General features: G+C 48.4%; 21 protein-coding genes and 3 pseudogenes. 13 read left to right on the top strand and 11 right to left on the bottom strand.

Features of this window, described 5'->3' with window-relative positions; all coding sequences use genetic code 11:
* Nucleotides 1-330: 330 nt before the first annotated feature.
* Nucleotides 331-987, top strand: coding sequence for a QnrVC family quinolone resistance pentapeptide repeat protein (locus tag AC6R0R_RS07495; protein WP_500626248.1), 657 nt, complete (start codon nt 331-333; stop codon nt 985-987).
* A gap of 238 nt (nt 988-1,225) precedes the next feature.
* Entirely contained in the window at nt 1,226-1,522 is a 297-nt protein-coding gene (locus AC6R0R_RS07490) for a hypothetical protein (RefSeq protein ID WP_500626247.1), read from the top strand.
* A gap of 22 nt (nt 1,523-1,544) precedes the next feature.
* Here the strand turns inward: AC6R0R_RS07490 and AC6R0R_RS07485 are convergent, their stop codons facing one another.
* Complete coding sequence (locus tag AC6R0R_RS07485) at nt 1,545-2,501, bottom strand: IS110 family RNA-guided transposase (RefSeq protein ID WP_500626189.1); 957 nt, start codon at nt 2,499-2,501, stop codon at nt 1,545-1,547.
* 901 nt (nt 2,502-3,402) lie between these two features.
* On the opposite strand from AC6R0R_RS07485, the gene AC6R0R_RS07480 reads away from it, so the two are divergent.
* Nucleotides 3,403-4,565, top strand: a protein-coding gene (locus AC6R0R_RS07480) for an IS3 family transposase (RefSeq protein WP_500626246.1) whose coding sequence is annotated in 2 segments (ribosomal slippage) — nt 3,403-3,658 and nt 3,658-4,565 — 1,164 coding nt in all. Because the reading frame shifts where the segments join, the coding sequence is not laid out codon by codon here.
* A gap of 83 nt (nt 4,566-4,648) precedes the next feature.
* Complete coding sequence (locus tag AC6R0R_RS07475; protein WP_140275606.1) at nt 4,649-5,137, top strand: P-loop nucleotide/nucleoside kinase family protein; 489 nt, start codon at nt 4,649-4,651, stop codon at nt 5,135-5,137.
* Nucleotides 5,138-5,153: 16 nt separating this feature from the next.
* Here AC6R0R_RS07475 and AC6R0R_RS07470 read toward each other — a convergent pair.
* Together AC6R0R_RS07470 and AC6R0R_RS07465 are read right to left on the bottom strand one after the other, a co-directional pair.
* A pseudogene (locus AC6R0R_RS07470) lies at nt 5,154-5,513 on the bottom strand (transposase); the annotation flags it as partial.
* Between the two features lie 14 nt (nt 5,514-5,527).
* Nucleotides 5,528-6,112: pseudogene (locus AC6R0R_RS07465) on the bottom strand (IS3 family transposase); the annotation flags it as partial.
* 187 nt (nt 6,113-6,299) lie between these two features.
* Here AC6R0R_RS07465 and AC6R0R_RS07460 point away from each other — a divergent pair.
* Complete coding sequence (locus tag AC6R0R_RS07460; RefSeq protein WP_500626245.1) at nt 6,300-6,554, top strand: type II toxin-antitoxin system Phd/YefM family antitoxin; 255 nt, start codon at nt 6,300-6,302, stop codon at nt 6,552-6,554.
* Nucleotides 6,547-6,816 (top strand): Txe/YoeB family addiction module toxin, encoded by a 270-nt coding sequence (locus AC6R0R_RS07455; RefSeq protein ID WP_334552959.1) that lies wholly within the window; start codon nt 6,547-6,549, stop codon nt 6,814-6,816. Before AC6R0R_RS07460 ends, AC6R0R_RS07455 begins: the two co-directional genes overlap by 8 nt.
* Before the next feature lie 262 nt (nt 6,817-7,078).
* Here AC6R0R_RS07455 and AC6R0R_RS07450 read toward each other — a convergent pair.
* Nucleotides 7,079-7,156 (bottom strand): annotated as a pseudogene (locus tag AC6R0R_RS07450) (transposase); the annotation flags it as partial.
* Nucleotides 7,157-7,458: 302 nt separating this feature from the next.
* Here AC6R0R_RS07450 and AC6R0R_RS07445 point away from each other — a divergent pair.
* Nucleotides 7,459-7,791, top strand: coding sequence for a zinc ribbon domain-containing protein YjdM (locus AC6R0R_RS07445; protein WP_487903822.1), 333 nt, complete (start codon nt 7,459-7,461; stop codon nt 7,789-7,791).
* A 68-nt stretch (nt 7,792-7,859) separates the two neighbouring features.
* On the opposite strand, the gene AC6R0R_RS07440 is transcribed toward AC6R0R_RS07445, so the two are convergent.
* From AC6R0R_RS07440 to AC6R0R_RS07430, 3 genes are read right to left on the bottom strand one after another with little or no spacing between them, the layout of a single operon-like run.
* On the bottom strand, nt 7,860-8,777 hold the full coding sequence (locus tag AC6R0R_RS07440) for a siderophore ABC transporter substrate-binding protein (protein ID WP_500626244.1): 918 nt from the start codon (nt 8,775-8,777) through the stop codon (nt 7,860-7,862).
* A 5-nt stretch (nt 8,778-8,782) separates the two neighbouring features.
* Nucleotides 8,783-9,109, bottom strand: coding sequence for a DUF2218 domain-containing protein (locus AC6R0R_RS07435; RefSeq protein ID WP_500626243.1), 327 nt, complete (start codon nt 9,107-9,109; stop codon nt 8,783-8,785).
* 47 nt (nt 9,110-9,156) lie between these two features.
* On the bottom strand, nt 9,157-11,166 hold the full coding sequence (locus tag AC6R0R_RS07430) for a TonB-dependent siderophore receptor (protein ID WP_500626242.1): 2,010 nt from the start codon (nt 11,164-11,166) through the stop codon (nt 9,157-9,159).
* Between the two features lie 117 nt (nt 11,167-11,283).
* On the opposite strand from AC6R0R_RS07430, the gene AC6R0R_RS07425 reads away from it, so the two are divergent.
* Complete coding sequence (locus tag AC6R0R_RS07425) at nt 11,284-12,210, top strand: helix-turn-helix transcriptional regulator (protein WP_500626241.1); 927 nt, start codon at nt 11,284-11,286, stop codon at nt 12,208-12,210.
* Between the two features lie 33 nt (nt 12,211-12,243).
* Here the strand turns inward: AC6R0R_RS07425 and AC6R0R_RS07420 are convergent, their stop codons facing one another.
* The 3 genes from AC6R0R_RS07420 to AC6R0R_RS07410 form a co-directional block, all read right to left on the bottom strand.
* On the bottom strand, nt 12,244-14,199 hold the full coding sequence (locus AC6R0R_RS07420) for a tripartite tricarboxylate transporter permease (protein ID WP_500626240.1): 1,956 nt from the start codon (nt 14,197-14,199) through the stop codon (nt 12,244-12,246).
* A 9-nt stretch (nt 14,200-14,208) separates the two neighbouring features.
* On the bottom strand, nt 14,209-15,186 hold the full coding sequence (locus tag AC6R0R_RS07415) for a Bug family tripartite tricarboxylate transporter substrate binding protein (RefSeq protein WP_487903832.1): 978 nt from the start codon (nt 15,184-15,186) through the stop codon (nt 14,209-14,211).
* Between the two features lie 118 nt (nt 15,187-15,304).
* Nucleotides 15,305-16,372, bottom strand: coding sequence for a tartrate dehydrogenase (locus AC6R0R_RS07410; RefSeq protein WP_500626239.1), 1,068 nt, complete (start codon nt 16,370-16,372; stop codon nt 15,305-15,307).
* 102 nt (nt 16,373-16,474) lie between these two features.
* Here AC6R0R_RS07410 and AC6R0R_RS07405 point away from each other — a divergent pair, with 102 nt between their 5' ends.
* The 3 genes from AC6R0R_RS07405 to AC6R0R_RS07395 all read left to right on the top strand — a co-directional run bounded on the left by AC6R0R_RS07405 (nt 16,475) and on the right by AC6R0R_RS07395 (nt 21,124).
* Nucleotides 16,475-17,374 (top strand): LysR family transcriptional regulator, encoded by a 900-nt coding sequence (locus AC6R0R_RS07405; protein ID WP_500626238.1) that lies wholly within the window; start codon nt 16,475-16,477, stop codon nt 17,372-17,374.
* 197 nt (nt 17,375-17,571) lie between these two features.
* Nucleotides 17,572-19,410, top strand: coding sequence for a CHASE domain-containing protein (locus tag AC6R0R_RS07400; protein ID WP_500626237.1), 1,839 nt, complete (start codon nt 17,572-17,574; stop codon nt 19,408-19,410).
* Between the two features lie 16 nt (nt 19,411-19,426).
* Nucleotides 19,427-21,124, top strand: coding sequence for an EAL domain-containing protein (locus AC6R0R_RS07395; RefSeq protein WP_500626236.1), 1,698 nt, complete (start codon nt 19,427-19,429; stop codon nt 21,122-21,124).
* Nucleotides 21,125-21,168: 44 nt separating this feature from the next.
* On the opposite strand, the gene AC6R0R_RS07390 is transcribed toward AC6R0R_RS07395, so the two are convergent.
* The gene (locus AC6R0R_RS07390; protein WP_500626235.1) at nt 21,169-21,921 is read right to left on the bottom strand and encodes an SDR family NAD(P)-dependent oxidoreductase; all 753 of its coding nucleotides are present in this window, start codon (nt 21,919-21,921) and stop codon (nt 21,169-21,171) included.
* 388 nt (nt 21,922-22,309) lie between these two features.
* Between AC6R0R_RS07390 and urtA the strand changes: the two genes are divergently transcribed.
* A complete protein-coding gene (urtA, locus tag AC6R0R_RS07385; RefSeq protein ID WP_334552934.1) occupies nt 22,310-23,593 on the top strand; it encodes an urea ABC transporter substrate-binding protein in 1,284 nt (427 codons plus the stop codon).
* Nucleotides 23,594-23,718: 125 nt separating this feature from the next.
* The gene (gene urtB / locus AC6R0R_RS07380; RefSeq protein ID WP_500626252.1) at nt 23,719-25,302 is read left to right on the top strand and encodes an urea ABC transporter permease subunit UrtB; all 1,584 of its coding nucleotides are present in this window, start codon (nt 23,719-23,721) and stop codon (nt 25,300-25,302) included.
* The last annotated feature ends 11 nt before the right edge of the window (nt 25,303-25,313 follow it).

Genomic DNA, 25,313 nt, shown 5'->3' with positions numbered 1-25,313 from the left:
AAGCATTTAAGACGGATTCTCAACGCTTGGCGATTTCAGCCTAGGTCAGGTTTAGTGCTAAATGTGGCAAGGTTTAGGTTTGGGTGGTCGCGTTGTTCACCACTTAATGCGGCGTTATGTGCTTTCTCTAAAACCAGCCAGATTCACTAAAACTTTTTTCTGGCTGGCCGCATCGGTCGTTTCGAATTAGACCCCTTTAAAATGCCGTTTTGGTGCCTTATTTTGGCTAAAACGGGGTGTTTTAAGTTTCTGTTTTTATTGGTTTTGTTTTTGTTGAGAACTTTCAGGTAAATGATAGTCTTCAAATCCAATGTTTTTTGGAGGCACAGCATGGAAAAATCAAAGCAATTATATAATCGAGTGAACTTCTCACATCAGGACTTACAAGAACATATCTTTAGCAATTGTACTTTTATACATTGTAATTTTAAGCGCTCAAACCTTCGAGATACACAGTTCATTAACTGTACTTTCATAGAGTTGGGGGCATTGGAAGGGTGCGATTTTTCTTATGCTGATCTTCGAGATGCTTCATTTAAAAACTGTCAGCTTTCAATGTCCTATTTTAAGGGGGCAAATTGCTTTGGTATTGAACTGAGAGATTGTGATCTTAAAGGAGCAAATTTTAGTCAAGTTAGTTTTGTAAATCAGGTTTCGAATAAAATGTACTTTTGTTCTGCATACATAACAGGTTGTAACTTATCCTATGCCAATTTTGAGCAGCAGCTTATTGAAAAATGTGACCTGTTCGAAAATAGATGGATTGGTGCAAATCTTCGAGGCGCTTCATTTAAAGAATCAGATTTAAGCCGTGGTGTTTTTTCGGAAGACTGCTGGGAACAGTTTAGAGTACAAGGCTGTGATTTAAGTCATTCAGAGCTTTATGGTTTAGATCCTCGAAAGATTGATCTTACGGGTGTAAAAATATGCTCGTGGCAACAGGAGCAGTTACTGGAGCAATTAGGGGTAATCATTGTTCCTGACTAAGCGCAAGATTCGGCTACGCACATAACAAACGCTTCAAGGCGGATTCGCAACGCTCGGCGGTTTTGGTTTGATTCGACTTGTGTGTTTACGGTGTAATGATTGAGTGTTGTGGTAGCGTTGCTCACCACTTAAGCGGGCGTTATGCGAATTTCTGAAACAAACATTAACTTACAATGTGAAGTTGGTTTCGTTATGAAGCTATGGTCTCATTAAGTCGTTATGTATGCTGGAGATTGTAATGGGAATTGAAGCGTTAGTTTTTACACTTGATGTATTGATTACTACTTTTTGTATGTTTGTTGCTTCAAAGCTTTCTTTCGTAATGATTGATATCAAGTCACTCTTAATTATTGCGGTCTTGGTGTCGCTAGTGTCTTTGATTCCAACAGTAGGTTGGGTTCTAGGTTTGATGTTGTTTGTGTATCTATTAAGTAAGGCGGCTCATACAAACATAGGTGATTGTATTTGGGTTGTTCTATTCACAAAGGTAGTGTCTGTAGGTGTTACTTTAGCAATAGGTGGGCTATTCGCATAACAAGAGACTATGGCGTCAACAGCTAATTTTTGGCGCCATTTTGATCCCACGTGACACCATCTCTGAGCATCGAATTTAAAATAACCACCATCTTTCTCATACAGGCAACTATCGCTACTTTCTTTGGTTTTCCTGTCGCAAGTAGTCGTTCATAAGTTGCTTTAAAAATCGGGTTGCACTGGATTGCCGACATCATCGCCATGTACATAACGGTTCTAACTTGAGCTCGTCCTCCTTGTATCACACGCTTGCCTTTGTAACGGCCACTTTCTCTTGTTATTGGTGCGACGCCGATGAGGGAAGCCGCTTGTTTGTTAGTGATAAAGCCCAGCTCGGGTACATTACTAATTAATGAGGCAGCAAGGATTTTTCCAACCCCCGGCATGCTTTGAAGAATAGTATTTTTGGCTTGATACTCAGGACAACTATCAATCAGTTTAGCTATCTTAGTTTCTACTTTTTCTATCTGATTTTTTAAAGCGGTGAGAATGGGGGTAATGGTCGAAGAGATATTCTTTGGTAATATTTGAAGTCGGTTTCTTTCCATGGTCTGCATGGTAAGTAGTTGGTTTCTCCTTGTAACTAAGTCACTCATTAGTCGAATGTTTTCGCTTTTTAATTGAGTGAGTTCAGGCTGGACTTTCTCAGCGTAGTGTGCGATGAGCGCGGCATCTAGGCGGTCATTCTTAGCGCGTTGCCCGATGGCGCCAGCGAACTTTTTGATACGTAGCGGGTTAGCAATGACGTAAGGTAATTTGGCTTTATCACAGGCGAGTATGAAAGGCATTTCCAGTCGGCCCGTAGCTTCGATGACAACGCGTCTAGGTCTATGTTTAGTAATAGTTCTAATTGCTTCCTTGATGCCTTTTTCATTGTTGGGAACGGTGAAGTAAATATCGAGAGGACGAATATAAATGTCTAATTGTGACTTGCCAGTATCAACGCCGACATTAATGTTTTGAAGTGTGTTTGTATTCATAATAAGCTAACTCTTGCTTGCAAATGCGGGCTCGAGACCCAGAAGACTATTCGAGTGTGGTGCTTGGAGTTCTATCTGGCGTTCGTACTTGTTACCGGTCTCTCGATAGAGGAGCCATCATTTAATCGAACTACCAGATAGAAAAACTTTAGTTGCAGCTAAAGTCTGGGTCTCACCTTACCCGATTGGAGTGCTTATTATCCATACAAGGCGTTTAAGGCGGATTCACAACGTTTGGCGATTTCAGTTCAAGTTAGCTTAAGTGTTTAAGGTACAATGGTTTAGGTTTGGTGGTTGGCGTTGTTCACCCCTTAACACGGCGTTAGCTGCTAAGCAGAAATAGCATAGTCTTGAAGAAAAATTAACGGAGTAAGTAAGGATGTTCGATGTAATTGTGCTCAAACACATAAGTTATTCACCAGACGCTGAAGATCATGCAGGCAAGCAAGTATATTTGAATATTAAACTCCCGTTTCCACCTTTTGTTGGTTTGAGCCTAAGCGTTGATGGAGTGTCATGCGATTCACTTCAATCGGTACATTGGACAGGTAACACTTGTGGAGGTGCAAACTATTTCACGTGCAGGGTGGAAGGCGAGCGCCCATTTCGTTCGGACGGTTATGAATATGATTTTGACTACTTATATAACCAAGCACTAGAGAATGCATGGTTACCATACGACCGTGAGGCTATGAAGGGGTTCGCTAGGCTTGGCATATAGTTAGCAATCGCAGCTAACAAATTGCTCAAGAGTGACGGCTAACCTTTGGCAGTTTTGGTTCGGTTGAGTTTAGTGTTTACGGTGGCTTTGCTTCGGTTTAGTGGCATTAGCCTGTAGTGGTTTAATGATTCCGGACACCACTTTAGGTGGTAAACTTGCCACCGTAACAAGAGGTGTTTAATGACTAGAAAGCGTCGCTCATTTACTGCTGAGTTTAAATTAGAGGCCGCGTGCCTAGTGCTTGATCAAGGCTATTCGGTTGCTGAGGCCAGTCGATCTTTAGATGTTGGGGAGACAGTACTCCGCCGCTGGGTAAGTCAACTTCAGGCCGAGCGTGATGGTAAAACTCCCAGCAGCAAGGCTTTGACGCCTGAGCAGCAGAAGATTCAAGAGCTTGAGGCCCGCATCAACCGGCTAGAACGAGAAAAAGCGATTCTAAAAAAGGCAACAGCTCTCTTGATGGCGGACGAGTTCGAACGTACGCACTGATAGACCAGTTAAGAGAGCAAGAGCCCACTGAACTGGTCTGCTCCGCTTTCGGTATTTCCACGTCCTGTTTCTATGAGTACAAGGCCCGGAAACGTAGTGTCGATCCTGAGCGACTAAAACTCCGAAGTGAGCTTCGTCGCCTGTTCAAGGCGAGTCGTGGTTCTGCAGGGAGTCGTTCGCTAAAGTCAATGATGCAGGAGCTGGGATATCAGGTTGGTCGTTTCAAAGTGCGTAGCCTGATGAAAGAAGCAGGGTTGTTGTCTAAGCAACCTGGCTCTCATTCTTATAAATCAGTGCAAATGGAACGACCGGATATCCCGAATCGACTAGAAAGGGAGTTCGACGTTGTCGAACCTAATAAATTCTGGTGCGGAGATATCACATATGTCTGGGCTGGCAGTCGTTGGCACTACTTGGCTGCTGTTATCGACCTTCATACCCGGCGAGTCATAGGTTGGGCGATGTCAGAAAAGCCTGATGCAGACTTGGTTGTGAAAGCCCTAGATATGGCTTACCAGCAACGAGGGTGCCCTCGTGGAGTCATGTTTCACTCAGACCAAGGTAGCCAATATGCGAGCCGGAAGTTCAGACAACGGCTATGGCGTTATCAGATAACACAGAGTATGAGTCGCCGTGGCAACTGTTGGGATAATGCGCCAATGGAGCGCTTGTTCCGGAGCTTAAAGACAGAATGGATCCCATCAACAGGCTACATGACTGCTCGAGAAGCGAGGCGAGACGTGGGTCTGTTTTTGATGGATTACTACAACTGGCAGCGCCCGCATCAGCACAATGATGGGGTGCCGCCCGCTAAAGCCGAGAATCGGCCTAACAAAGTGTCCGGATTTAGTTGACCACTACATACGGTACAATGCTTTAGGTTGGGTGGTAGCGTTGCTCACCCCTTAATTGGGCGTTATGCGTAAATGGAGGAAACATGGAAAATCAGGGCAAGCTGTTCTTCTTCTGTGGCAAGATGGGAGCAGGAAAATCGACTAAATCTAAGGTTGTGGCTGCTGAAAATAATGCAGTCCTAATTTCAGAAGACGACTGGTTGTCAGCTCATTATCCTTCGCAAATTCAAACGTTTGACGACTACATTAAATACTCGAATCTCATAAAGCCTTTCGTTAAAAGTCATGTTCAAAGTTTGTTGAATGTTGGGGCTAACGTTGTCATGGACTTTCCAGCGAATACTATTAAGCAAAGAGCTTGGTTCGTATCACTGTGTGTCGAAGTAGGTAGTGAACATGAGCTTTGGTATTTAGACTTAACAGATGAGCAATGTTTATCCCAAGTTGCTAAGCGCCGAGTAGAACAACCTGAAAGAGCTATGTTTGACACAGAGGCTGTATTTCATCATGTGACCCAGTATTTTGAAGCTCCAGCAGCGAGTGAAAAACTCAGTCTGGTACGTGTGGGATAATACGCATAACAAACGACTATGGCGTCAATCCTGTATTTTGGGCGATGTTTTGGTCCCACATGACGCCATCTCGAAGCATGGAGTTTAAGATGACCACCATCTTGCGAACGCAAGCGATAATCGCCACTTTCTTTGGTTTTCCAGCTTCGAGTAACCGAGCGTAAGTGTCCTTGAAGACAGGGTTACATTGCATGGCTGACATCATGGCCATGTACAGAACGGTTCTCACATGTGCGCGGCCTCCTTGGATAACTCGTTTCCCTTTGTAGCGTCCGCTTTCACGTGTAATCGGGGCGACGCCGATGAGTGAAGCTGCTTGTTTGTTGGTGATGTAGCCTAACTGACCTTTCACCGAGATTAATACCACCGCCTCGATGAAGTTTCCCATGTTTACGCCACTTGATTGGCATAATCAATTGGCGACATATAATTTAGAGAGCTATGTGGTCGAATATGGTTGTAGTGCTCTCTCCATAGATTTATTTCGTAACGTGCTTCATCCAGAGTGCGGAACCAGTGTTGATTGAGACACTCATTTCTGAACTTGCCGTTTAGGCTCTCCACAAAGGCATTTTGAGTCGGTTTACCTGGTTGAATAAAGGCGAGTGTTACCGAGGTCGCCTTACCCCAAAAGAACATAGCCTTACTGGTGAACTCTGTGCCGTTATCGCAAACAATGTTATCTGGCTTACTGCGCACCTCGGTTAGTTGAGTTAAAAAACGGGCAACTTGTTGGCCACTGATTGATAGGGACACCAGCTGCCCAATGAGTTCTCGTGAAAAATCGTCAACGACATTGAGCACACGAAAACGTCTACCATTGCTCAATTGGTCAGAGACAAAGTCCATCGACCAGCGTTGATTGGCTCTTGTGGGTGAATTCATAACTAGTCTCGGGCGCTGTAGCTTTTTGCGCTTCTTCGTTCTGACTTGCAGTCCTTCCTCAGTGTAAATACGATACGTGTGCTTCTTATTCACGCGTGGCATTTTCACTATGCGTTGGTTTTAGTGTTTAAGGTGGGATGCGGCGATTTAGGTATTGCGTTGCTCAGCACCTTTATGCGGCGTTAGTTTCCTTATTAGTATCGCATGTTCAATATACTGTACAAGTCGGTTGGTGAAGACTATACTTGTTCCATTAAATGTACATGTGGAGGTTCTTATGAGAATCGTATCTTTTACTGAAGCGAGAAATAGTCTCAAAACTGTTTTGGACGGTGTAGTTAACGACGCTGATACAACAGTTATTACACGCCGCGATTCTGAAGATGCTGTGGTTATGTCTTTAGAATACTACAATAGCCTTATGGAGACAGTTCACTTACTGCGCTCTCCTCAAAACGCTGAACACCTAAACCGTTCAATAGCACAGTACCGTGCTGGTAAGACAACAGCACGAGAATTAATTGATGAGTAGTAGTCAACGTTTACTGTCGTGGACTGATGACGCTTGGGATGACTACCTGTATTGGCAAACTCAAGACAAGAAAACACTCAAGCGCATCAACAAACTCATCAATGATGTTAAGCGCTCTCCATTTGAGGGCATCGGTAAACCAGAGCCGTTAAAAGAGAACTTATCTGGTTTTTGGTCTCGTCGTATTGATGACACTAATCGGCTTGTTTACGCAGTCGACGATCGAGCGATAACGATAATTTCGTGTCGTTACCACTACTAAATCAGGTTCAGTGATCTGGAATTTAACAAGTTACTCAAGTGGACACCAAGTGCTCGGTAGTTTTGATCTGGAGTTCAGTGGGCTTTGTGAATTCATCGCAGGCGTCACCATGTAAGGCGTTAGTTAGCGGGTGAATTTTTGGGGCTAGTTCAGTACCTTCTTTAACTATTCGTCTAGCGTTATCAGCAATTTGGTACTGTCGGTGCCAGTTCTTGAATTACTCAAACCAAAGCGCGTTTCGATGTTCGTGGATTTGCCTCATGGGAACTAAGCCGAGCCAGGCAGAGAAATCCCGGCTTTTATCGAACTGAGCCCCATTACCTATCGAGGCTAGTATGGTCGATCCTTGGGAGGGGGAATCCATGTCATTCGTTGTGTGCCTAATAGTGTTAACTACCTCGACCATCTATCTTCTTTCGCTCAATCACCAGAAAATATGGCTTACTCTTGGGTGGATATATTCGTAGTGTCTGTTTCTTTTTCTGATGCAGCGCTACCTATTCGTGGGAAAGATCGTCTGGAGGCGCTAGTGAAAGACTCGGATGTCGAATTGTCCAGGTGGAATCCACCAAGAAAACATTGCGTTCTCTCTCAAGACGTTGAACACTATCCGTGTGTTTCCTCGCTAAAAGAATGATGAGTATGTCCTTACCTCCTTGCCCGAATTGTCAATCTGAGTACGTTTATCAAGACCAATCCCATTTAGTGTGTCCGGAATGCGCTTATGAGTGGAATCCTGATGAGGTTCAGGGTGAGCCACAAGTCAAAGATGCGAACGGAACGCTGCTCAGTGAGGGCGATAAAGTGACGTTGGCAAAAGATCTTAAGGTGAAAGGCAGTTCGCTAGTATTGAAAATTGGCACTAAAGCGCTCATTCGTCGCATTACAGAAGGTAAAGATCACCAGTTGGACTGCAAAGTTGATGGGGCCGGTGACATGGTGATTACGGCGCAGTTTGTGAAAAAGGTCCAGTAGCACACCCTTTGGCATTGCCATTGAGTGTGCGTTGTACTCGCGTTTCTAGTGTGCGTTGCCTAAGTCCACTACTGAGGCGAGTTGTCGAGGCTACTGGCGACATCATCCATCATGATCTCGGTCGCATGAATGCCTCCATAGGCGAGATACCACGCAACAGGATCGACGTAGACAATGCGCTGCGCTTTGGCTGCGGGAGTGCGCGCGATAAGCGGATTGTCAAAGAGTTGCTGCGCGGCGCCGTGGGCCTTGCCCGTGGCTTGCTCTCGGTCGAGCACAAACAGCGTTGATGGTTTGGCGTCGGCGATGTATTCAAACGAAATCAGTTTACCGTGCGGGCCTGTCTCGCTGGCCACTGTTTGGCTCGATGCGGGCAAAAATCCGAACTCTTCAAAGATGATGGAAAAGCGACTTTGTGGCTCGAAGGTCGAGATTTTTTTGCCACTGCTCATGACCATCATCGCGTCACGTTTCTCAGCGCGAACCGCAGACTGGATGGCGTTAATGCGCTGCTCGGTTTCTTCAATCTTCGATGCCATTTTATCTTTTTTGCCGACCAACGTCGCGATAGCACGCCAGTTCACTTGGGTATCGTGCCAATATTGTCCATTGGTCGTGGACAGCATGAGTGTGGGTGCGACCTCGTTGAGATCATCATAAATGCGCATCATGCGCTCATCGGCAATGATCAAGTCGGGTTTTAAGGTAAAGAGGGTTTCAAAATCGGGCTCAAACAGAGAGCCAACGTTGGTGACTGTCTCACCGTAGTGGGCCAAGTAGCTCGGCATCAGCATATGCACAGCGCCGACTGGCGTGACTTCGAGGAAGTCGAGCGTGTCGAGGGCGCTATGTGTCAACACGACAACCCGTTGTGCCGGCTTATCGAGTTCGATATGGCCTTTGATATGCGAGACATCAATTGAGGCCGCATGTGCCGTGCAGGCCATCACGGCCAGCGTGAATTGAAATAATAGACGTGTAAACATGTGCATTACTCCGAAGTAGGTTGAGTCCATTGAATAGCAAACTGATCGCCGCGATAGGCAAACATCTCCAGGTGCGAGGTGAGCACTTGCTTGACGGCGCTGAGCGCCTCGGGGGTTTGTGCTGCGCAGTGAATATCTAAACCGTCGGGTTCGCTGAGGGTGAGTGTGCACACCCCATAGGGAAAATAAGCGACGCCTTGGCGCTCGTTATACTCAACCTCAATCTTGCGACTGAAATGTCGACATAAAGTGGTGAGGTAGCGCGCGCAGTGCTCAGAATGAATCTGAGTATGAACCTGGCAATTGTTAGGGGAGGGTTGGTTGGATTCCATAGCAATGTGCGCCTTAGGCTAAAGGCCCAAGGCGCGTCTCCTTATCATTAGAATTCGTAAGAGGCGGACAGTTTGTAGTTGCGCCCGGGTTCTAGATCATCCAAGGTAGCGCCACGTGCGGCACCAGAGCGTGAGGCGTGCGAGGTGTAGGCTTCATCGAAAATGTTGTCTATACCAAAGGTGACCTGCAAGCGATCCAGTTGGCTAGGGCGCCATTGAGCATAGAGATCGTGCGTGTTATACGCTTCTTTAACCGGCTGATCCTCTTGAACATTATCTTCTTCCAGTACGATGATGGATGTCCAACCGACGGTGGTATCAATCGCTGCAAACTCATAGTCGATGCCGAGCGAAATTGAGTCACCGACGTCCATACTGCGTCCGTTCGCTGCAATCAGTGGGCCGCCTGTGGATTGGTTGGTGGTGTCACTGCGAGAGTAGGATGCTCGCGCACTCAGAGCCTGATAGCTGTAGGCTGCGCTGAGCTCAAAGCCTTTGATCTCCGCATCACCAATGTTCTCAATCAAGTAACTGCCATCATCTTGGTAGGATTCACCGATGTAGTCGTCAATCTCGTTTTGGAACAGCGTTAGGTTCGCACTGATGGCATGCTGGTCAAAGCGTTGGAAGTAGCGAGCGCCCACTTCGCTTGAGAGGCCAGTTTCTGCCTTAATATCGTCAGCGAGATAGGCGACATCTTGATAGGCGATAAAGGTTTCAAGCAGCTCCGGGCCCTTAAATAGACTGCGAGTGCTGGCAAAGAGCGTCCATTGCTCGGTGATATCCCAATCGGCGCCAAGCGCCCAAGTCCACTCGTTAAACGTGTCCTTGCTGGTTTCGGCATCACGGATGTAGTGGTCATAACGCAGGCCCGCTGTAAGTGCGAAACTTGGCGAGAGCTGAATTCTGTCTTCGAGATAGCCAGCGCTGCTTTTCGCATGCTCTTGCATAAATGGCGTACCCCCATAGGCACTTTCACTGGTTTTATCCATGTACTCAAGCCCATAGGTGAACCGATGCGCACGCTCAGCCAACATCAAGCTTGATTGAAACTGAGCGGTGGCGCCCAAGTTTTGGTTTTTCGCGGTGTTCTGGCTGTGTCGGTTGGCTGGCCAGCGGCCAGTAATTGCTGACTCGTCACGATCAATTTGAGTGGTACTGGAATAGAGCGTGACTTTACCTTGATGATTGTCACCCCGTAGTTCATAGGAGCCCGTAAAGGTGTCGCGGTCATACTGAGTCGGGATTAAGTCTTCACCAGAGAGCTCAGTGTTGGCACTGCCACCCATATCCGGTCTTGGGCTGTAGTCGCCCTCATCACGGTAGAGGTCATAGCTGAGCTGAAAACGATGTAGATAAGAAGGCTCATAACCCAGTTTGAACAGCATATTGCCGACATCGCCGGCTGCGCCATAGGTGGTGTAACCATTGCCGTCTTTAAAGTCATCACGTTCGACGTAGTTCGCGTACACCATCGCATCAACATTATCGTTCAAGAGACCATATGCGGTGACAGAGCCTTGACGACTGTCGTTGCTGGCGACACCACCATACACACGGACGCCAAAGCTTTCGTTGTAACGCAGCAGGTCGCGAGCGTCTTTCGTCTCAAAATAGACCGCACCACCAAGGCCTGATTGGGTGACGGAGTTGTTGCCCACTTGGATGTCGACCGCTTTAAGGATGTCGGGGTTGAGTGTGAGGTTGCCGATATGGTGGAACATATTGGCGTGCTGCGATGCGCCATCGAGGCGAATGTCTAAGTCCGTTTCCCCGAGGCTACGAATGGTAATGCGTTGGTTAACGGAATGAGTACCGCCGACATCGACGCCGGGTACACTGCGCAGTAGATCCGACATGTGATCCGCTTGCTTAATGGAGATGTCTTGATCGCCCAAGAACTCCGAGCTGCTCGAAACTTGAGTGCCCCAGACTGTGAGCGTTTCATCGCTCGTGTTGTCGCTTTGGGTCTCGGCATAGGCACCGCCGCTGAGTGTGACCGCAATGGCCAAGGCTAGAGTCGATACCGAAACGATCGGTTGGTGATGTGAGTTCATGAACTCCCTCTCATACATTGTAAATGATAATTAATATCATTAATGTTATGCTACACCGCTAGTACATGAACAGCTTTTATGATTATGCAAAATCGCCAACTTGTTATGAGGAAAGTTATGCATTCAAAACAGATCACCCCGTCACTGTTTCGCATGGAAATGGCGGACGGGATTAACGTCTTTGGCGGCGGGCAGAGGAGTCAGCAAGAGAGCCTAGTGATCGCCCCTGCGACGCCATCGGTGATCTTTACCGTGTTGTTAGATGGAGATTTAGAGTTTGGTTATGACCAGCTTGAATGTACGCTTAGTGCGCAACCCCAGGCGCAAGTGATGGCCGTCAATCTCGTTCACCCTGCCAGTTTTTGGCGAAGTGTAGAGAAAGATCAGTGGGTCGAGAAAATTCACCTTGTGTTGCCGCGAATTTGGTTTGAAACAAAACCGCTTGAAGGCGGCGCTTTTCGTACTTTTTACTCCGCTCACCTCGCCAGTGCTTGTTTTGATTTGCCGAGTGAGGCCGCTAAAGAAATACAAAGACTGCTTCGCACCCCGCCCCCAGAGACAATTGCCAAACACATCGAACTGGAGAGCGACATCCATCAGCTGCTTCTCCAATTGATGAGCCAGCTATGTGCGTGCGAGGTGACTCAGGCCCCTCATCCTAGCGCGCGCCAAGACGTCGAGATGGCGGAGATTGTTGCCTTTATTGAAACCCATTTAACGCAGGCGCTGACTTTAGAGGCCATCGCTGAGTTTGCGCACATGAGCGTTTCGTCGCTGCAGCGGCTGTTCAAAGATCACATGAACATGACCGCTGCTCACTATGTACGGCGCAGAAAGCTGAATGATGCCAGAGTGAAACTGGCGACCGGTTGCATGACGGTCAGCGAAGCCGCTTACAGTTATGGTTATCGCCACCCCTCCAATTTCTCTCTCGCGTTCAAAAAACAGTTTGGTTACTCACCAAATCGAGTGGGTGAAAACGCAAGTCTTGAGCACAAAGAGCTAAGGGCAAAGCGAGTATTCACTTCTGAATGCCCAACGTAGCCCATTGTTTGAACGGGCTACGTTGGATCAGTGTTAAAACCATAACCCAGTGGGCAGCCTGAGTAAAAGTACATCACGCATCAGCAGATAAAACATCACCACGATAACAAATGAAGCGGTGAGGTGTTTACTCATAGAGCAGGTTTCTATTTTATCGAAGTTCGCGATCAACATAATGGCAACAAAGGCGAGTAACGAGGATAGCCCAAAACCAAGCGTGGTCATCAAGAGCGTCCAGAGGGCCATAATGGCAATCAGAGCGCTTTGTCGCATAGTTGGGCTTATATTTAGCGAAGACCAATTGACCGTATCGCTCGCGCGCCATACTTTACCGATGAGTAATACTGCCAAGACCATCATGGCGACCACAATATAAGTGGGAAATACTGCGCCTAGTTTAGACATGCTCTGCGTTTGATTGAGCAGCAGGCCACCTATGACGATGAGCAGTGCACCGATCGCTATGGTCGAGCCTTTGTGATCTCTTGGCGTGTCAGAGGGAGCAAAGTTATGCTTTTTTGCTGCCCAGAGCGGGAACACAAGCGCAATGATTGCACATATAATGATGCCAATAGAGATGGGACGAGCAAAAAACATCTCGAAGACTTTACCTTGCGCCGAGCCTATCAAATAGGCCTGAACAAACCCTTGTTCTGCGATCTTTCCTAGCACTAAGCCAAGTACAATTGGCGAAGCACTGAAGCCAAATTTACCTAAGAACCACGCAAACACACCCAGTATGAACATCATAAAGGTGTCATGAGGGTTGCTGTGAATCGCATAACTCCCAATAACGGTTAAGAACGCAACGGTGGGGACCAACAACTGTTTTGGCGTTTTGGCAATCGAACGATAGGCATATTTTCCAAGAATTAAACCGACGGGCAGCATCAATAGCGTTGCGATGATCAAACCGTAGATAAAGGTGTAGACAATGCTGCCTTGTTCAGTGAACAGTGATGGACCGGTCTTAATGCCTTGGACGAGCAAAGCCCCAAGTATGATCGCATCAGGTGGCGTCCCAGGAATGCCAAGCACCAATGTTGGGATAAAACCACCGCCAACGGTCGCGTTATTGGCTGATTCGGTCGCGACGATACCGTCTGATGCGCCTTCGCCAAATTTTTGATCTTTCTTCGCATTGCGGCGAGCTTCTGTATACGCCACTAATCCCGCAATAGAACCACCTGCACCGGGTAGGATTCCGACGACGGTGCCGATAATGGAGCTTCGCATCAGATTGAATTTACTGTTTTTGATCAGAGAAAAGGCGCGTGACAACGAGGATTTCCCTGATACCTCAGCAAAATCTAGATGAGGGGTTTTGTTCGCGACTAGGTCGATGATCACGGGAACACAGTACAATCCAATGATTGCAGAGGTAATATCAATTCCGCCGAGCAGTGAGACCTGATCAAAGGTATAGCGGACGTCACCACCGACTACCGCCACGCCAACCGTGGAAAGTAATAAACCGATGCAAGCGCCGATCAAGCCTTTGAGTGTGTTGCCCACCGAAAGAGACGATATGAGTGTTAGACCAAAAACCGCCATCCAGAAATATTCTGATGGACCAAAGGCCAAGGCGACTTGAGCGAGTGGTGGTGCCAGCATCAATAAGGCAAGACCACCCACGATACCACCTCCTACTGAAGCGAACGTTGCTAGAGAAATGGCAAGGGCCCCTTCACCTTTCTTCGCCATTGGATAGCCATCGAACGTCGTCGCGATGGCAGAAGGGGTGCCTGGAGTATTAACCAAAATTGCTGCAAACGCCCCACCATAGATAGCCCCGGTGTAAATTGCACCGAGGACAATCAAGCCCGAAGCGGGGCCCATCACATAGGTAAAAGGGACGAGAACTGCCACCGCCATGGTGGCAGACAATCCTGGCATTGCTCCGATTACTGTGCCGGCTACGACACCAACCAGTGCGAGTAATAGGTTGATCGGTGTGAGTGCATCAAGTAAATAACTAAGCAATTCCATCGTGAACCCCTATTTCACTAGCCCAAGCAGTTTTGCTACTTCTTGGTTTTCAGCTTTGTTTTTTTCAATAAATGCCTCCATCTCTTGATAAGGGATGTCGGTAAGCACAAATCCGTTGCTCTCCATTTTTTCCACAAAATCAGGGTCTTTATTGATATCGCCGATAATTCGAGAGAGCTCCACACGAATGGCCTCTGGGGTCGATTTCGGAACAGCGACGCCGCGGTATGCCCCTCCCACTAAATCGATGCCTAGCTCCTTGAACGTTGGGACATCTGGAAACGCCGCGAGACGCTCTTCTGCCGAGACTGCGAGCATGCGCAGTTTGTCACCAGCATTTGCCCCGGATGTGGCGTAGTTGAAACCTGCGGTCACCTGACTACCCATTAGCGCTGTCATGGCAGGACCAATACCGCTAAATGGAACGTAGGTTGTTTTCACACCCACCTGCTTATCAAACGATACCTGACCAATATGGTTGGCTGAGTTGGATCCTGAGCCTGCAAACGTGACCAGTCCTGGATTGGCTTTTGCGTAATCGATCAGTTCAGGTAGGCTCTTGAATTGACTGTTTGCCGGGACGAAAATCGCGTTCGGAGTGTAATGAAAATAATAAATGGGCGTGAGGTCATCGGTCGTGTAGCCAGACTCCTTAACAATCGGCTGCATGATGGTGTGAGGGATATTTATCCCCATCACGGTATAGCCATCACCTTCCATACTGTTGAGCTGTGACCAAGCTACTGCGCCGCCCGCACCGGGTTGATATTGAATGACGGTTTTCACACCTGCGTGTTTTTCAAACACGGTCTGTTGAAAGCGTGCAGAAAGATCAGATTCGCCACCGGCGTTAAAGGGAAGAATATAATTAATGGGTTTGCTGGGGTAGTCATCGGCTGCAAACAGGGAGCCAGACAGCGATAGAGCACCGGCAGCTAGTGTTGTGAGCAATGGTTTAGTGATATAGCTTAACTTACTTGTTTTCATTGTTTCGTCCTCGTTATTGGTTCACTTAAGCGCGAAGTGGGTGACGATTTTTAATCGTTCTTATTTCGCGCCTTGATATTCTTTGTTCGATGAGCTCCTCTAAATGTGTGACGAGTTTTTAATGGTTTTGGATGTAGTCAATGACCGCATCGGTCACTTGCTTAGTGGTTGCTTTCCCACCAATGTCGGGTGTGCAAATCCCTTCGGAAGATACCGACTCTATGGCACTCATCACTAGGCGAGCGGCTTGATGTTCGCCTAAATGCTCGAGCATTTGGACTGCAGTCCAAAAGGTCGCGATAGGATTGGCAATTCCTTGTCCAGTGATGTCGAACGCAGAGCCATGGATCGGCTCAAACATTGAGGGATAAGGGCTATTTGGTGCGATGTTTGCTGTCGGAGCCACTCCTAAACTGCCCGCTAAGGCACCGGCAAGATCGGAAAGGATATCGGCGTGAAGGTTGGTGGCGACGATAGTATCGAGTGATTCAGGGTTAAGCGTCATTCTTACCGTCATTGCGTCCACTAACATCTTGTCCCACGTGACATCAGGGAACTCTTTCGCCACTTCCTCTGCAATTTCGTCCCACATCACCATCCCGTGGCGTTGAGCATTAGACTTGGTGACCACGGTCAGGAGCTTACGTGGACGTTGCTGCGCAATCTCGAATGCATACCGCATGATTCTGGTTACGCCAGCACGGGTAAAGATCGACACTTCCGTTCCGACTTCTTCTGGAAAACCTTTGTGCGCGCGTCCGCCGTGACCTGAGTATTCGCCTTCTGAGTTCTCTCGGACGATGACCCAATCTAGGTCGCCTTTGGTTCTTCCCTTGAGGGGTGATGGGATTCCTGGGATGATTTTGGTTGGACGAACATTGGCGTATTGGTCAAAACCTTGGCAAATCTGCAGTCTTAAGCCCCACAAGGTTATGTGATCGGGGATGTCAGGATCGCCCACCGCGCCAAAGTAAATCGCATCGAACCCTTTTAGCGTGTCTAAGCCATCTTTGGGCATCATTTCGCCGTGTTGGCGGTAGTAGTCCGAGCCCCAGTCAAAGTGTTTGAACTCAAATCTGAGCTCCGGGAATCTGCTCGCTAGTGATTTAAGTACTTGAACCCCTGCTGAAATGACCTCCATCCCAATGCCATCAGCCGGAATGGTCGCGATTTTGTATGTTGACATAATGGTTACCTTCTTACTTGTTAGATTTTGATTATGAGATGTAAATAAATTGTTATCACTGGCGTTCTATTATATAAATTAACGATATAATCAGGAGGTAAGATGAAGACGGAACAGCTTAGGTGTTTTATCGCCGCCGCCGACACTCTACATTTTGGGCGCGCTGCACAAAGTTTGAACATGCTACCCGCCGCGTTTGGGCGACAGATTAAGTTGCTCGAACAATCTCTGGGGCTCGTACTGTTTAATCGTTCGACGAGAAGCGTGGAGCTGACGTTGATTGGTCAGCAGTTCTATTTTGATGCGTGTCATCTCATTGATCAGATAGATGCGGTAGAAAATCGGTACAAAAACTTGCGGATTGGTTCGCCTCACACATTGCGCGTCGGGGCAATTGACAGCGCCGCGATTGGGTTGCTGCCGAAATTGATTCTTAAATACAAGCGCTCTCATACGAACGCATCGATTCGTATCATCGAGGATAAAACTAAGCGCCTGATTCCAAAACTACTCTCAGGCGCGATTGATTTGGCGCTCATCCGACCGCCGGACAGTCTGAGTGAACGCATTGAAATCGAGCCTATTTGCCATGAATCACTGCGCTTGGCACTGCCAGACTCTCATCCATTAGCGACGCTCGAGCGTGTCACCATCGACTTGATTGCGGATTTTCCGATGATCGTACCGAACCGCAAAGACAGACCTCATAGTTACGACCTGACTTTTAAGTTGTTTCAGGCTGCAGGCTTTCAGCCCACGATTTCACAAGTGGCTAATGAAAAGCAGACGATTTTGAATTTGGTTGCTCAGGAAATGGGGCTAGCCATTGTGCCTTCTTGGTCAACCGGTGTCGCCCCATCGAATGTGTGCTTTAGGGAGATAGAGGGACACAGCCATATCGGTTTACCTTTGGCCGCAGCTTGGCTTAAAGGGTGCTCCGATTCTGTTAGGCAGGGATTGGTGGAAATGTTGAAACACTCACCAGAGCTGATCGACCAGTAGCATGTTTCTCTCGCGAAAAGAGCTCTTGATGGCTTATCGCAGTATATTGAACTGTAACTATTGTCGTTTTTAATATTATTGAGACAAATTAGAGCGGGAGTTCACAAATTGACCAATTAGTGCTTTTGACCGAGTTAGGGTGGAAAAAAATAGACTAGAGTGATTACTAAATAACTCACAAAAACAGGCTAGGTTGAATGCTGAAAACCTCGTTGCTCCACTCTGCTGTCCGGGCACCTCGGGCCCTGCATTGGTATCACTGGGTCGTGATTGTGTTTTCGCTTGCGTTGACGCTGACCGCTTGGCAAGTGACGCTCAAACAGAGTCATCAGAAATCAAAGGTTCAATTTCAACATCAAGCCAAACAATTGGTCGCCTTGGTCCAAGAGCGGATGGAGAAGTATGAGGAAGCGCTATGGGCCGGCGTCTCTGCACTGCACATGCTTGATAGACCGGCGAGCCGCGCGGATTGGAAAGTGTTTGCCGATGAGCTGCGCATCGAATCTCGGTTCCCGGGCATCAACGGGATTGGTGTGATTCATTACGTGCCAGAAGAGAAAGTACCGACGTATTTGTCTTGGCAGCGTGAGACGATGGCGACCTATGCCATGCATCCCCCGCGCTCTGGCAAGGAGTATTGGCCTATCACTTACATCGAGCCTCAGCAAGACAATCTCAAAGCGGTGGGTCTAGACATGGCGCATGAAACCAATCGTTACAGTGCGGCGCAGCGGGCGAAATCAAGCGGTCAGGCCAGCATCACCGGGCCGATCGTCTTGGTACAAGATTCTCAGCGCACGCCGGGCTTTCTTTTTTATGCCCCGTGGTATCGCCAAGGTATGGAAAATAATCAATATGGTGAAAGTGGCGGCGATTTTCAGGGTTTAGTCTACGCGCCTTTTGTGGTCTACAAATTGATGGATGGTACGCTCGACAGAAGTACACGTTTAGTGAATTTCAGCATCTATGATGGCGACACGGAGCTCTACAGTGAACTCAATGATAGCAACCGTCATTACGATGCTGATCCGACGTTTTCTGAGCAAATCAGTTTGGATTTGTATGGTCGTACTTGGGTGTTTCATGTTCAGTCCTCGCTGCTATTTAAAGAACAGCAAAGCCTGAGTCAACCTGCGCTGATCTTAGTGTTTGGTCTATTGGTTGATGTTCTGCTACTGGTCATTTTCTTGATGCTCAGTCGTGAGAAAGAGCGTGCTCAGCAGTACGCCGATCAAGCCACCCAAGATTTGCAGCTGCGCACTCAAACCTTAGAACAAGTGACGGCCGATTTAGAGAAGCGCAACCATGCGCTCGAAGAGGCCAACCACGAACTGGATCAATTCGCTTACGTCGCTTCCCATGATTTAAAAGCGCCCTTGCGTGGCATATCCCAGTTGGTTACTTGGACCATCGATGACTTAAAACCCCACCTCACTGAGCAAACAGAGCAGTACACCGCCTTATTGCAAAATCGAGTCAGCCGGTTGGAGCGCTTGCTGGATGATCTGCTGCTTTATTCGCGTGTAGGCAGGAAACAGTGGAGCCTAGACCTGTTTCATGTTGGGAATAAGATTGAAGAGATTTTTGAGCTGCTTAGCCCGCCGCCAGGGATAGCCTTAGAGTATGACGATCAGTTGGGTGAGATCTCCACCTTAGTCACGCCGCTTGAAATGGTACTGAGAAACCTGATTGGTAATGCGATTAAGCATCATGACAAGGAGAATGGTTTGATTCGCGTGACCGCTACGGAAATTGATGACCGTTATGTGTTTACCGTGCAAGACGACGGGCCAGGCATCCCTGAGGCCTATCAAGAGAAAGTGTTTGAACTTTTCCACACTCTGCAACCAAGAGACAAAGTAGAAGGCAGTGGCCTTGGCCTGTCGATTATTAAGAAAACGCTCGATCTCTATGGTTGCGACTATCGATTAGAAAACAACCTTGAACAGGGCTGCACGTTCCGTTTTAGTTGGCCCAAACAGCCGTACTTTGCCGCGCTAACCATCGAGCGCGCCAATCCAACCGTTACTCCATAAGGATGGGATTTAACTGATGAAAATCTTGATTATTGACGACGATACCATCGATAGAATTGCTGCGATTCGGACTTTGCGCGATACCGATTTACCCATCCAGGTGATCGACGAAGCAACGACGGCCCATGAAGGGCTCAAGATGGCGCTCGCCAATAAATATGATGTGATTTTGCTCGACTATCAGCTTCCACCATCCAATGGTATTGAAGTGCTGATGCAATTGAGGAGTGTGAGCGATTTCTCTACCTCGATTGTGATGCTCAGCCACAGTAATGATGAGGAGTTGGCGCTGTCGTGCATTGAAGTGGGCGCGCAAGACTTCATTATGAAAAAAGAGATCACCGCGTCGCGATTACGTCGCGCAATCGTGATTGCCACCGAACGCTATTACCTCGAGCAGCAGATTCAAGCCAAACACACCGAACTCAAACGTATGGCGGAAGAGGACAGTTTAACTGGGTTGAGTAATCGCTACTTTTTTGATGAAACCTTGAAAAAAGCGCTATTGATTGCCTCTCGCTCGAAAAAGCCTTTGATGCTGCTGTTGATTGATCTCGATAAGTTCAAAGACATCAATGATAGCCTTGGCCACGTTGTCGGTGATGCGGTCCTTAGGCACGTGGCTCAGCGTCTCTCCCATTGCTCACGAAAAAGTGATTACTTGTGCCGCATCGGTGGCGACGAGTTTGCCATTATTATCCAAAACCTTGAGATGAAAAATCAGGTTCATCTATTGGTCCAGCGCCTGCTTAAGGCGTTTGAAGAGCCGATCATAGTGGATAGCCATAGCATTGATATGACCATCAGTATTGGCATCGCTTCCGCGCCAGAATGTGCCACTAACTCCGTGGATTTAACCAAGTGTGCTGACATCGCCTTGTACCGAGCCAAAGACCAAGGGCGAAATCAAGCGCAGTATTACTCAAAAGCGTTTCATAACTTGATTGAAAAACGCATCCGCATTGAAAACGATCTTAAACGCGCGATTCAAAATGATGAGTTTGAACTCTACTTTCAGCCTCAGTTTGACCGCAACGCCAACTTAGTGGGGGCAGAGGCACTGCTGCGCTGGAATCACAAAAAGCTGGGTATTGTTTCACCTACCGACTTCATTCCGATCGCGGAAGAGTCTCATTTGATGATCGAAATTGGTCATTGGGTATTTCGCGCGGCGTTTGATCAACTCAAAATTTGGAAAGAGCAATTTGCACGCTTTAGCGCCTCGTTTGTGGTCGCAATTAATGTCTCACCCAAGCAGTTGACAGAGCTGAGTTTAAAAACACAGCTTGAAGAGTACCTTTCGTTTTATGAAGTCTCTCCGAGTCAGGTGGAGTTGGAGATCACGGAAAACTGTTTGGTCGCAGAAGGCGCTTCAACTGAGATGCTGCAACAGTTGAGTGGGCTGGGGTTCAAAATTGCGGTGGACGATTTTGGTACTGGCTACTCGTCGCTCTCGCATCTCAAAGAGTACCCGATTGATATCATTAAGATCGACAAATCGTTCATCGCGAACGTTGAAGAGAAAAGCGCTCAGCAACTCTTTACGGCCATCTGTCTGTTTGCGACCAGTCTAGAGTACGATACCGTGGCTGAAGGTATAGAAACCGAGTACCAAAGCAGCCTTTGTCAGGGAGTCGGGGTGGCGCGTCATCAGGGCTATTTTTACTCGCAGCCATTGCCTGTTGAGGCGTTTGAGAAGAAGTATTTTGGCTAGAGCGCAGCGCTGATTAGTTCACCACGCTCTAGTTGAATCATCGCTTAATCGCGGTCAACCGCAAACGGAGACCATGCTTGACGTGTCGGCATCACTTCAAGGCGGTTAATGTTGATGTGATCGGGCAGCGTCGCCACGTAGAACATCTGTTCGGCAATGTCTTGCGCGGTGAGTGGGGTAGTGCTGTTGTAAAGCTTATCGGACGCCGCTTGATCGCCTTTGGTGCGTACCAAAGTGAACTCGGTTTCTGCCATGCCTGGCGCAATGTCAGTCACACGTACACCGGTGCCGAGCAAATCACAGCGCAAGTTGTAGCTAAATTGTTGAACAAACGCCTTGGTTGCCCCATAGACGTGACTACCTGGGTAGGGCCATTGTCCGGCGATAGATCCCACATTAATGATGGTGCTGCCGGCGCCAGATTGGATCAAGGTCGGCAGTATCGCGTGCGTCACATTCACCAATCCTGTGACGTTGGTGTCAATCATGGTTTTCCAGTCATCAAGCTCGACGTCTTGCGCCGCTTGCGGAGCCAATGCCAGACCGGCATTGTTGATGAGCAGTCGCACGGCGGCAAATTCGCTTGGCAGTTCTGCCACGGCTTGTTTCACCGCGTCTGAATCACGAACGTCAAGTTGAATGATGTGCACAGGCACATTGAGTTCGGCTTTCAGTGCGTCTAAACGCTCGAGGCGGCGACCAGAGAGCACCAATGACCAACCCGCTTGTGCAAAACGCTCTGCCGCGGCTCGGCCAAATCCAGATGTCGCACCAGTGATAAACGCCACTTTTTTCATTCTTTATTCCTTTTGATTGCCAAACTGAACTCGGAGCATAGCATGTTTTCGTTACTGGGGATGAATGCACAATCTCATCCTGCTTGCCGTTATGGTTTTGGTCTGGATGGGTGCGTTTGGCTGAACTACCTGACTGATATGCATCAAGTTTTCTTTTTTGGGGTTAAGGTCAGACCAAAATGGTGAGAGGAGAGAATCGATTGCACTAATATACAGCGCAAAAAATAACCGCTCTTGCACAATTAAGAAGCGGGTTAGAATAAAATTAATATAATTCAATGAGTTAAAATTAAATTGTTGAACGAGTTTTATTGGCACCCTTTTTGGATTGGTTGGATATAGATACCGACAGGTTGAATAACCATTCATCTATAAGGAGATAGCCACTATGAACATGACGTTCAAACTGAAACTGGCCGCTTTGGGCACCACACTCGCACTGAGCTCCTCTTTGGCATACGCAGAAGAGACGATCAAAGTCGGTGTGCTCCACTCGTTGTCCGGGACGATGGCGATCAGTGAAACCACACTGAAAGACACCGTGCTGATGTTGGTCGATGAGCAGAACAAAAAAGGCGGTTTGCTAGGTAAAAAACTCGAAGCCGTGGTGGTGGACCCTGCGTCCAACTGGCCACTGTTTGCAGAGAAAGCGCGCGAATTGATCGAGAAAGAAAAAGTCGACGTGGTGTTTGGTGGTTGGACGTCGGTATCACGCAAATCCATGTTGCCTGTGTTTGAAGAGCTCAACAGTATCTTGTTCTACCCGGTTCAATATGAAGGGGAAGAGTCGTCGAAAAACGTCTTCTACACTGGCGCTGCGCCAAATCAGCAGGCGATCCCTGCGGTTGATTACCTCATGAATGAACTCGGCGTTGAGCGCTGGGTATTGGCGGGCACTGACTACGTCTATCCGCGCACCACCAATAAGATCTTGGAAGCGTACCTCAAAGCCAAAGGGGTGGGTGAGTCTGACATCATGATCAACTACACGCCGTTTGGTCACTCCGACTGGCAGTCAATTGTCTCTGACATCAAGAAATTTGGCGCAGAAGGGAAGAAAACCGCGGTGGTCTCGACCATCAATGGCGATGCGAACGTGCCTTTCTACAAAGAGCTTGGGGCGCAAGGTGTCTCATCGGAAGACATCCCCGTGGTGGCGTTCTCTGTGGGTGAAGAAGAGCTTTCGGGTATGGATACCTCACCACTGGTGGGCCACCTTGCCGCTTGGAACTACTTTATGAGTGTCGATACAGACAGCAACGCAGAGTTTGTCGAAACGTGGCAAGCGTTCATCGGCAGTGAAGAGCGTGTCACGAATGACCCAATGGAAGCGCACTACATCGGCTTTAACATGTGGGCGCAAGCGGTGACGAACGCAGGTACGACCGACGCACAAGCCGTTCAAGATGCATTGATTGGTGTTTCTGTCCCCAACCTCTCAGGGGGTTACTCGACCATGATGCCTAACCACCACATCACCAAACCGGTTTTAATTGGTGAAATCCAAGATGACGGTCAGTTCGATGTGGTGTGGGAGACAACAGGTTTAGTCGCTGGTGATGCTTGGTCTGATTACCTTCCTGAGTCGGCGAAACTGTTCTCAAGCTGGTCGAAACCTTTCTCTTGCGGCGCGTTTAACGTCGAAACCAAGCAGTGTTCAGGTTCTAATTAATCTCCACGATTGGCGCCCGGCTATTACGTGGAAGCTGGGCGTCTTTTTTCTGTTGAGACCCTTTCCTTTTCACCCACGCAAGGACAGACATCATGAGGCCAAGGAGTGCGCCGATTATCAAGTTTATGTGGATCAGTCTATTGAGCCTGATCGGGTTGAATCTCGCCAATGCGCAAAGTCAGGAAGACTTTGCCAGCATACTCAATGGCAAGAACAATCAAGCGAAAGAGCAAGCTATGACTTGGCTGGTGGAGACACAACCAGCCGAGGTAGCGAAGCCTATTTTGACCGCGTGGCTAGAAGGCGATCTCTACAGCTTAAAAGCCAACAAGCAAGACCTTTACATCGTGCCAGAGCTCAAAGCGAAACAAACCGCCACTCAGGTTTGGACGGGCGAGACACTCATGATTGAAAGTAAACGCCAGTTTAGCAAAGTGCGGGTGAATAACGCGTTGCGTGGTCTGATTCGCGCTGAAATCGCCTCACTGGGCCTAAGCAGCGCCGATGAATCGGTGCGACTTGCGGCGGTGGTGGCGTTGGTGGGCAATACAGAGCCCAGCGTGGTGGCCAAGTTTAAAAAGCGTCTGGTGAGCGAAACCTCGCCCGCAGTGATTGAGCAGTTGCATCTGGCGTTGGCGGTGGACAGTGCCCTCAATGCGAGTGACCCGGGCCAAGTGGCGGCGATTGCGCTGTTGTCGGATTACAAACAGCCAGTGGTGGTGCAAACCCTCAATGCAGTGTTAAGCCGTGAGCAAGATGAGGAAGTGATTGAGGCGGCGCAAAAGGCCCTCGATCGCTACCAACAAAGCCAGCGTTTGTATTCGGGGGTGGAGACCCTTTTCTTTGGTCTTAGTTTAGGTTCGGTACTGGTGTTGGCCGGCATTGGCTTGGCGATCACCTTTGGTGTGATGGGCGTGATCAACATGGCGCACGGTGAGCTCATTATGCTTGGCGCTTACACCACTTACGTTATGCAGCAATTGATGCCTAATCACATTGGGTTGGCGTTGATACTTTCTATTCCTGCGGCGTTTATTGTCTCTGGGTTGGTGGGCGTTGCGATTGAACGCAGCGTGATTCGCCATTTGTACGGACGACCGCTGGAAACCTTACTGGCGACGTTTGGTCTCAGCCTGATTCTGCAACAAGCGGTGCGCTCGGTGTTTTCGCCGCTTAACCGCTCAGTCAGCACGCCGGATTGGATGTCCGGCGCACTCAGCCTCAACCCCATGCTCTCTCTCACCTACAACCGCTTGTACATCATCCTTTTTTGCGCGTGTGTCTTCATTGGTTTGGTGATGGTCTTGAAAAAAACACCTTTGGGTCTGCAAGTGCGCGCGGTGTCGCAAAATCGCGCGATGGCTCGTGCGATGGGGATCCGCTCAGAGCGTGTCGATGCCATGACGTTCGGCTTAGGTTCCGGGGTTGCCGGTATTGCAGGTGTTGCGCTGTCTCAACTCACCAACGTGGGGCCCAATATGGGCCAAGCCTACATCATCGACTCCTTTATGGTGGTGGTGTTTGGCGGCGTTGGCAATCTGTGGGGCACCTTAGTGGCGGGGCTCGGCCTTGGGCTGTTTAACAAAATATTGGAGCCTTGGGCGGGCGCGGTACTGGCGAAGATCTTGGTGTTGGTGTTTATCATCCTATTTATTCAAAAACGTCCTCGTGGGCTCTTCCCACAACGTGGCCGAGCGGCAGAAGGTTAAGGAGTTCACAT

Source organism: Vibrio sp. R12-SW3-ISO1, assembly GCF_059834005.1.
Note: the sequence above shows the minus strand (reverse complement) of the source record. Positions and strands in the feature narration are given on the sequence as shown.

Bases quoted from the DNA above. Each gene is read 5' to 3' on its own strand.
- AC6R0R_RS07445 (WP_487903822.1), top strand. From the start codon at position 7,459: ATGTCCTTACCTCCTTGCCCGAATTGTCAATCTGAGTACGTTTATCAA.
- AC6R0R_RS07410 (WP_500626239.1), bottom strand. From the start codon at position 16,372: ATGTCAACATACAAAATCGCGACCATTCCGGCTGATGGCATTGGGATG.
- AC6R0R_RS07485 (WP_500626189.1), bottom strand. From the start codon at position 2,501: ATGAATACAAACACACTTCAAAACATTAATGTCGGCGTTGATACTGGC.
- AC6R0R_RS07415 (WP_487903832.1), bottom strand. From the start codon at position 15,186: ATGAAAACAAGTAAGTTAAGCTATATCACTAAACCATTGCTCACAACA.
- AC6R0R_RS07405 (WP_500626238.1), top strand. From the start codon at position 16,475: ATGAAGACGGAACAGCTTAGGTGTTTTATCGCCGCCGCCGACACTCTA.
- urtB (WP_500626252.1), top strand. From the start codon at position 23,719: ATGTGGATCAGTCTATTGAGCCTGATCGGGTTGAATCTCGCCAATGCG.
- AC6R0R_RS07475 (WP_140275606.1), top strand. From the start codon at position 4,649: ATGGAAAATCAGGGCAAGCTGTTCTTCTTCTGTGGCAAGATGGGAGCA.
- AC6R0R_RS07495 (WP_500626248.1), top strand. From the start codon at position 331: ATGGAAAAATCAAAGCAATTATATAATCGAGTGAACTTCTCACATCAG.
- AC6R0R_RS07490 (WP_500626247.1), top strand. From the start codon at position 1,226: ATGGGAATTGAAGCGTTAGTTTTTACACTTGATGTATTGATTACTACT.
- AC6R0R_RS07425 (WP_500626241.1), top strand. From the start codon at position 11,284: ATGCATTCAAAACAGATCACCCCGTCACTGTTTCGCATGGAAATGGCG.
- AC6R0R_RS07430 (WP_500626242.1), bottom strand. From the start codon at position 11,166: ATGAACTCACATCACCAACCGATCGTTTCGGTATCGACTCTAGCCTTG.
- AC6R0R_RS07400 (WP_500626237.1), top strand. From the start codon at position 17,572: ATGCTGAAAACCTCGTTGCTCCACTCTGCTGTCCGGGCACCTCGGGCC.
- AC6R0R_RS07390 (WP_500626235.1), bottom strand. From the start codon at position 21,921: ATGAAAAAAGTGGCGTTTATCACTGGTGCGACATCTGGATTTGGCCGA.
- AC6R0R_RS07395 (WP_500626236.1), top strand. From the start codon at position 19,427: ATGAAAATCTTGATTATTGACGACGATACCATCGATAGAATTGCTGCG.
- AC6R0R_RS07435 (WP_500626243.1), bottom strand. From the start codon at position 9,109: ATGGAATCCAACCAACCCTCCCCTAACAATTGCCAGGTTCATACTCAG.
- AC6R0R_RS07460 (WP_500626245.1), top strand. From the start codon at position 6,300: ATGAGAATCGTATCTTTTACTGAAGCGAGAAATAGTCTCAAAACTGTT.
- AC6R0R_RS07440 (WP_500626244.1), bottom strand. From the start codon at position 8,777: ATGTTTACACGTCTATTATTTCAATTCACGCTGGCCGTGATGGCCTGC.
- AC6R0R_RS07455 (WP_334552959.1), top strand. From the start codon at position 6,547: ATGAGTAGTAGTCAACGTTTACTGTCGTGGACTGATGACGCTTGGGAT.
- urtA (WP_334552934.1), top strand. From the start codon at position 22,310: ATGAACATGACGTTCAAACTGAAACTGGCCGCTTTGGGCACCACACTC.
- AC6R0R_RS07420 (WP_500626240.1), bottom strand. From the start codon at position 14,199: ATGGAATTGCTTAGTTATTTACTTGATGCACTCACACCGATCAACCTA.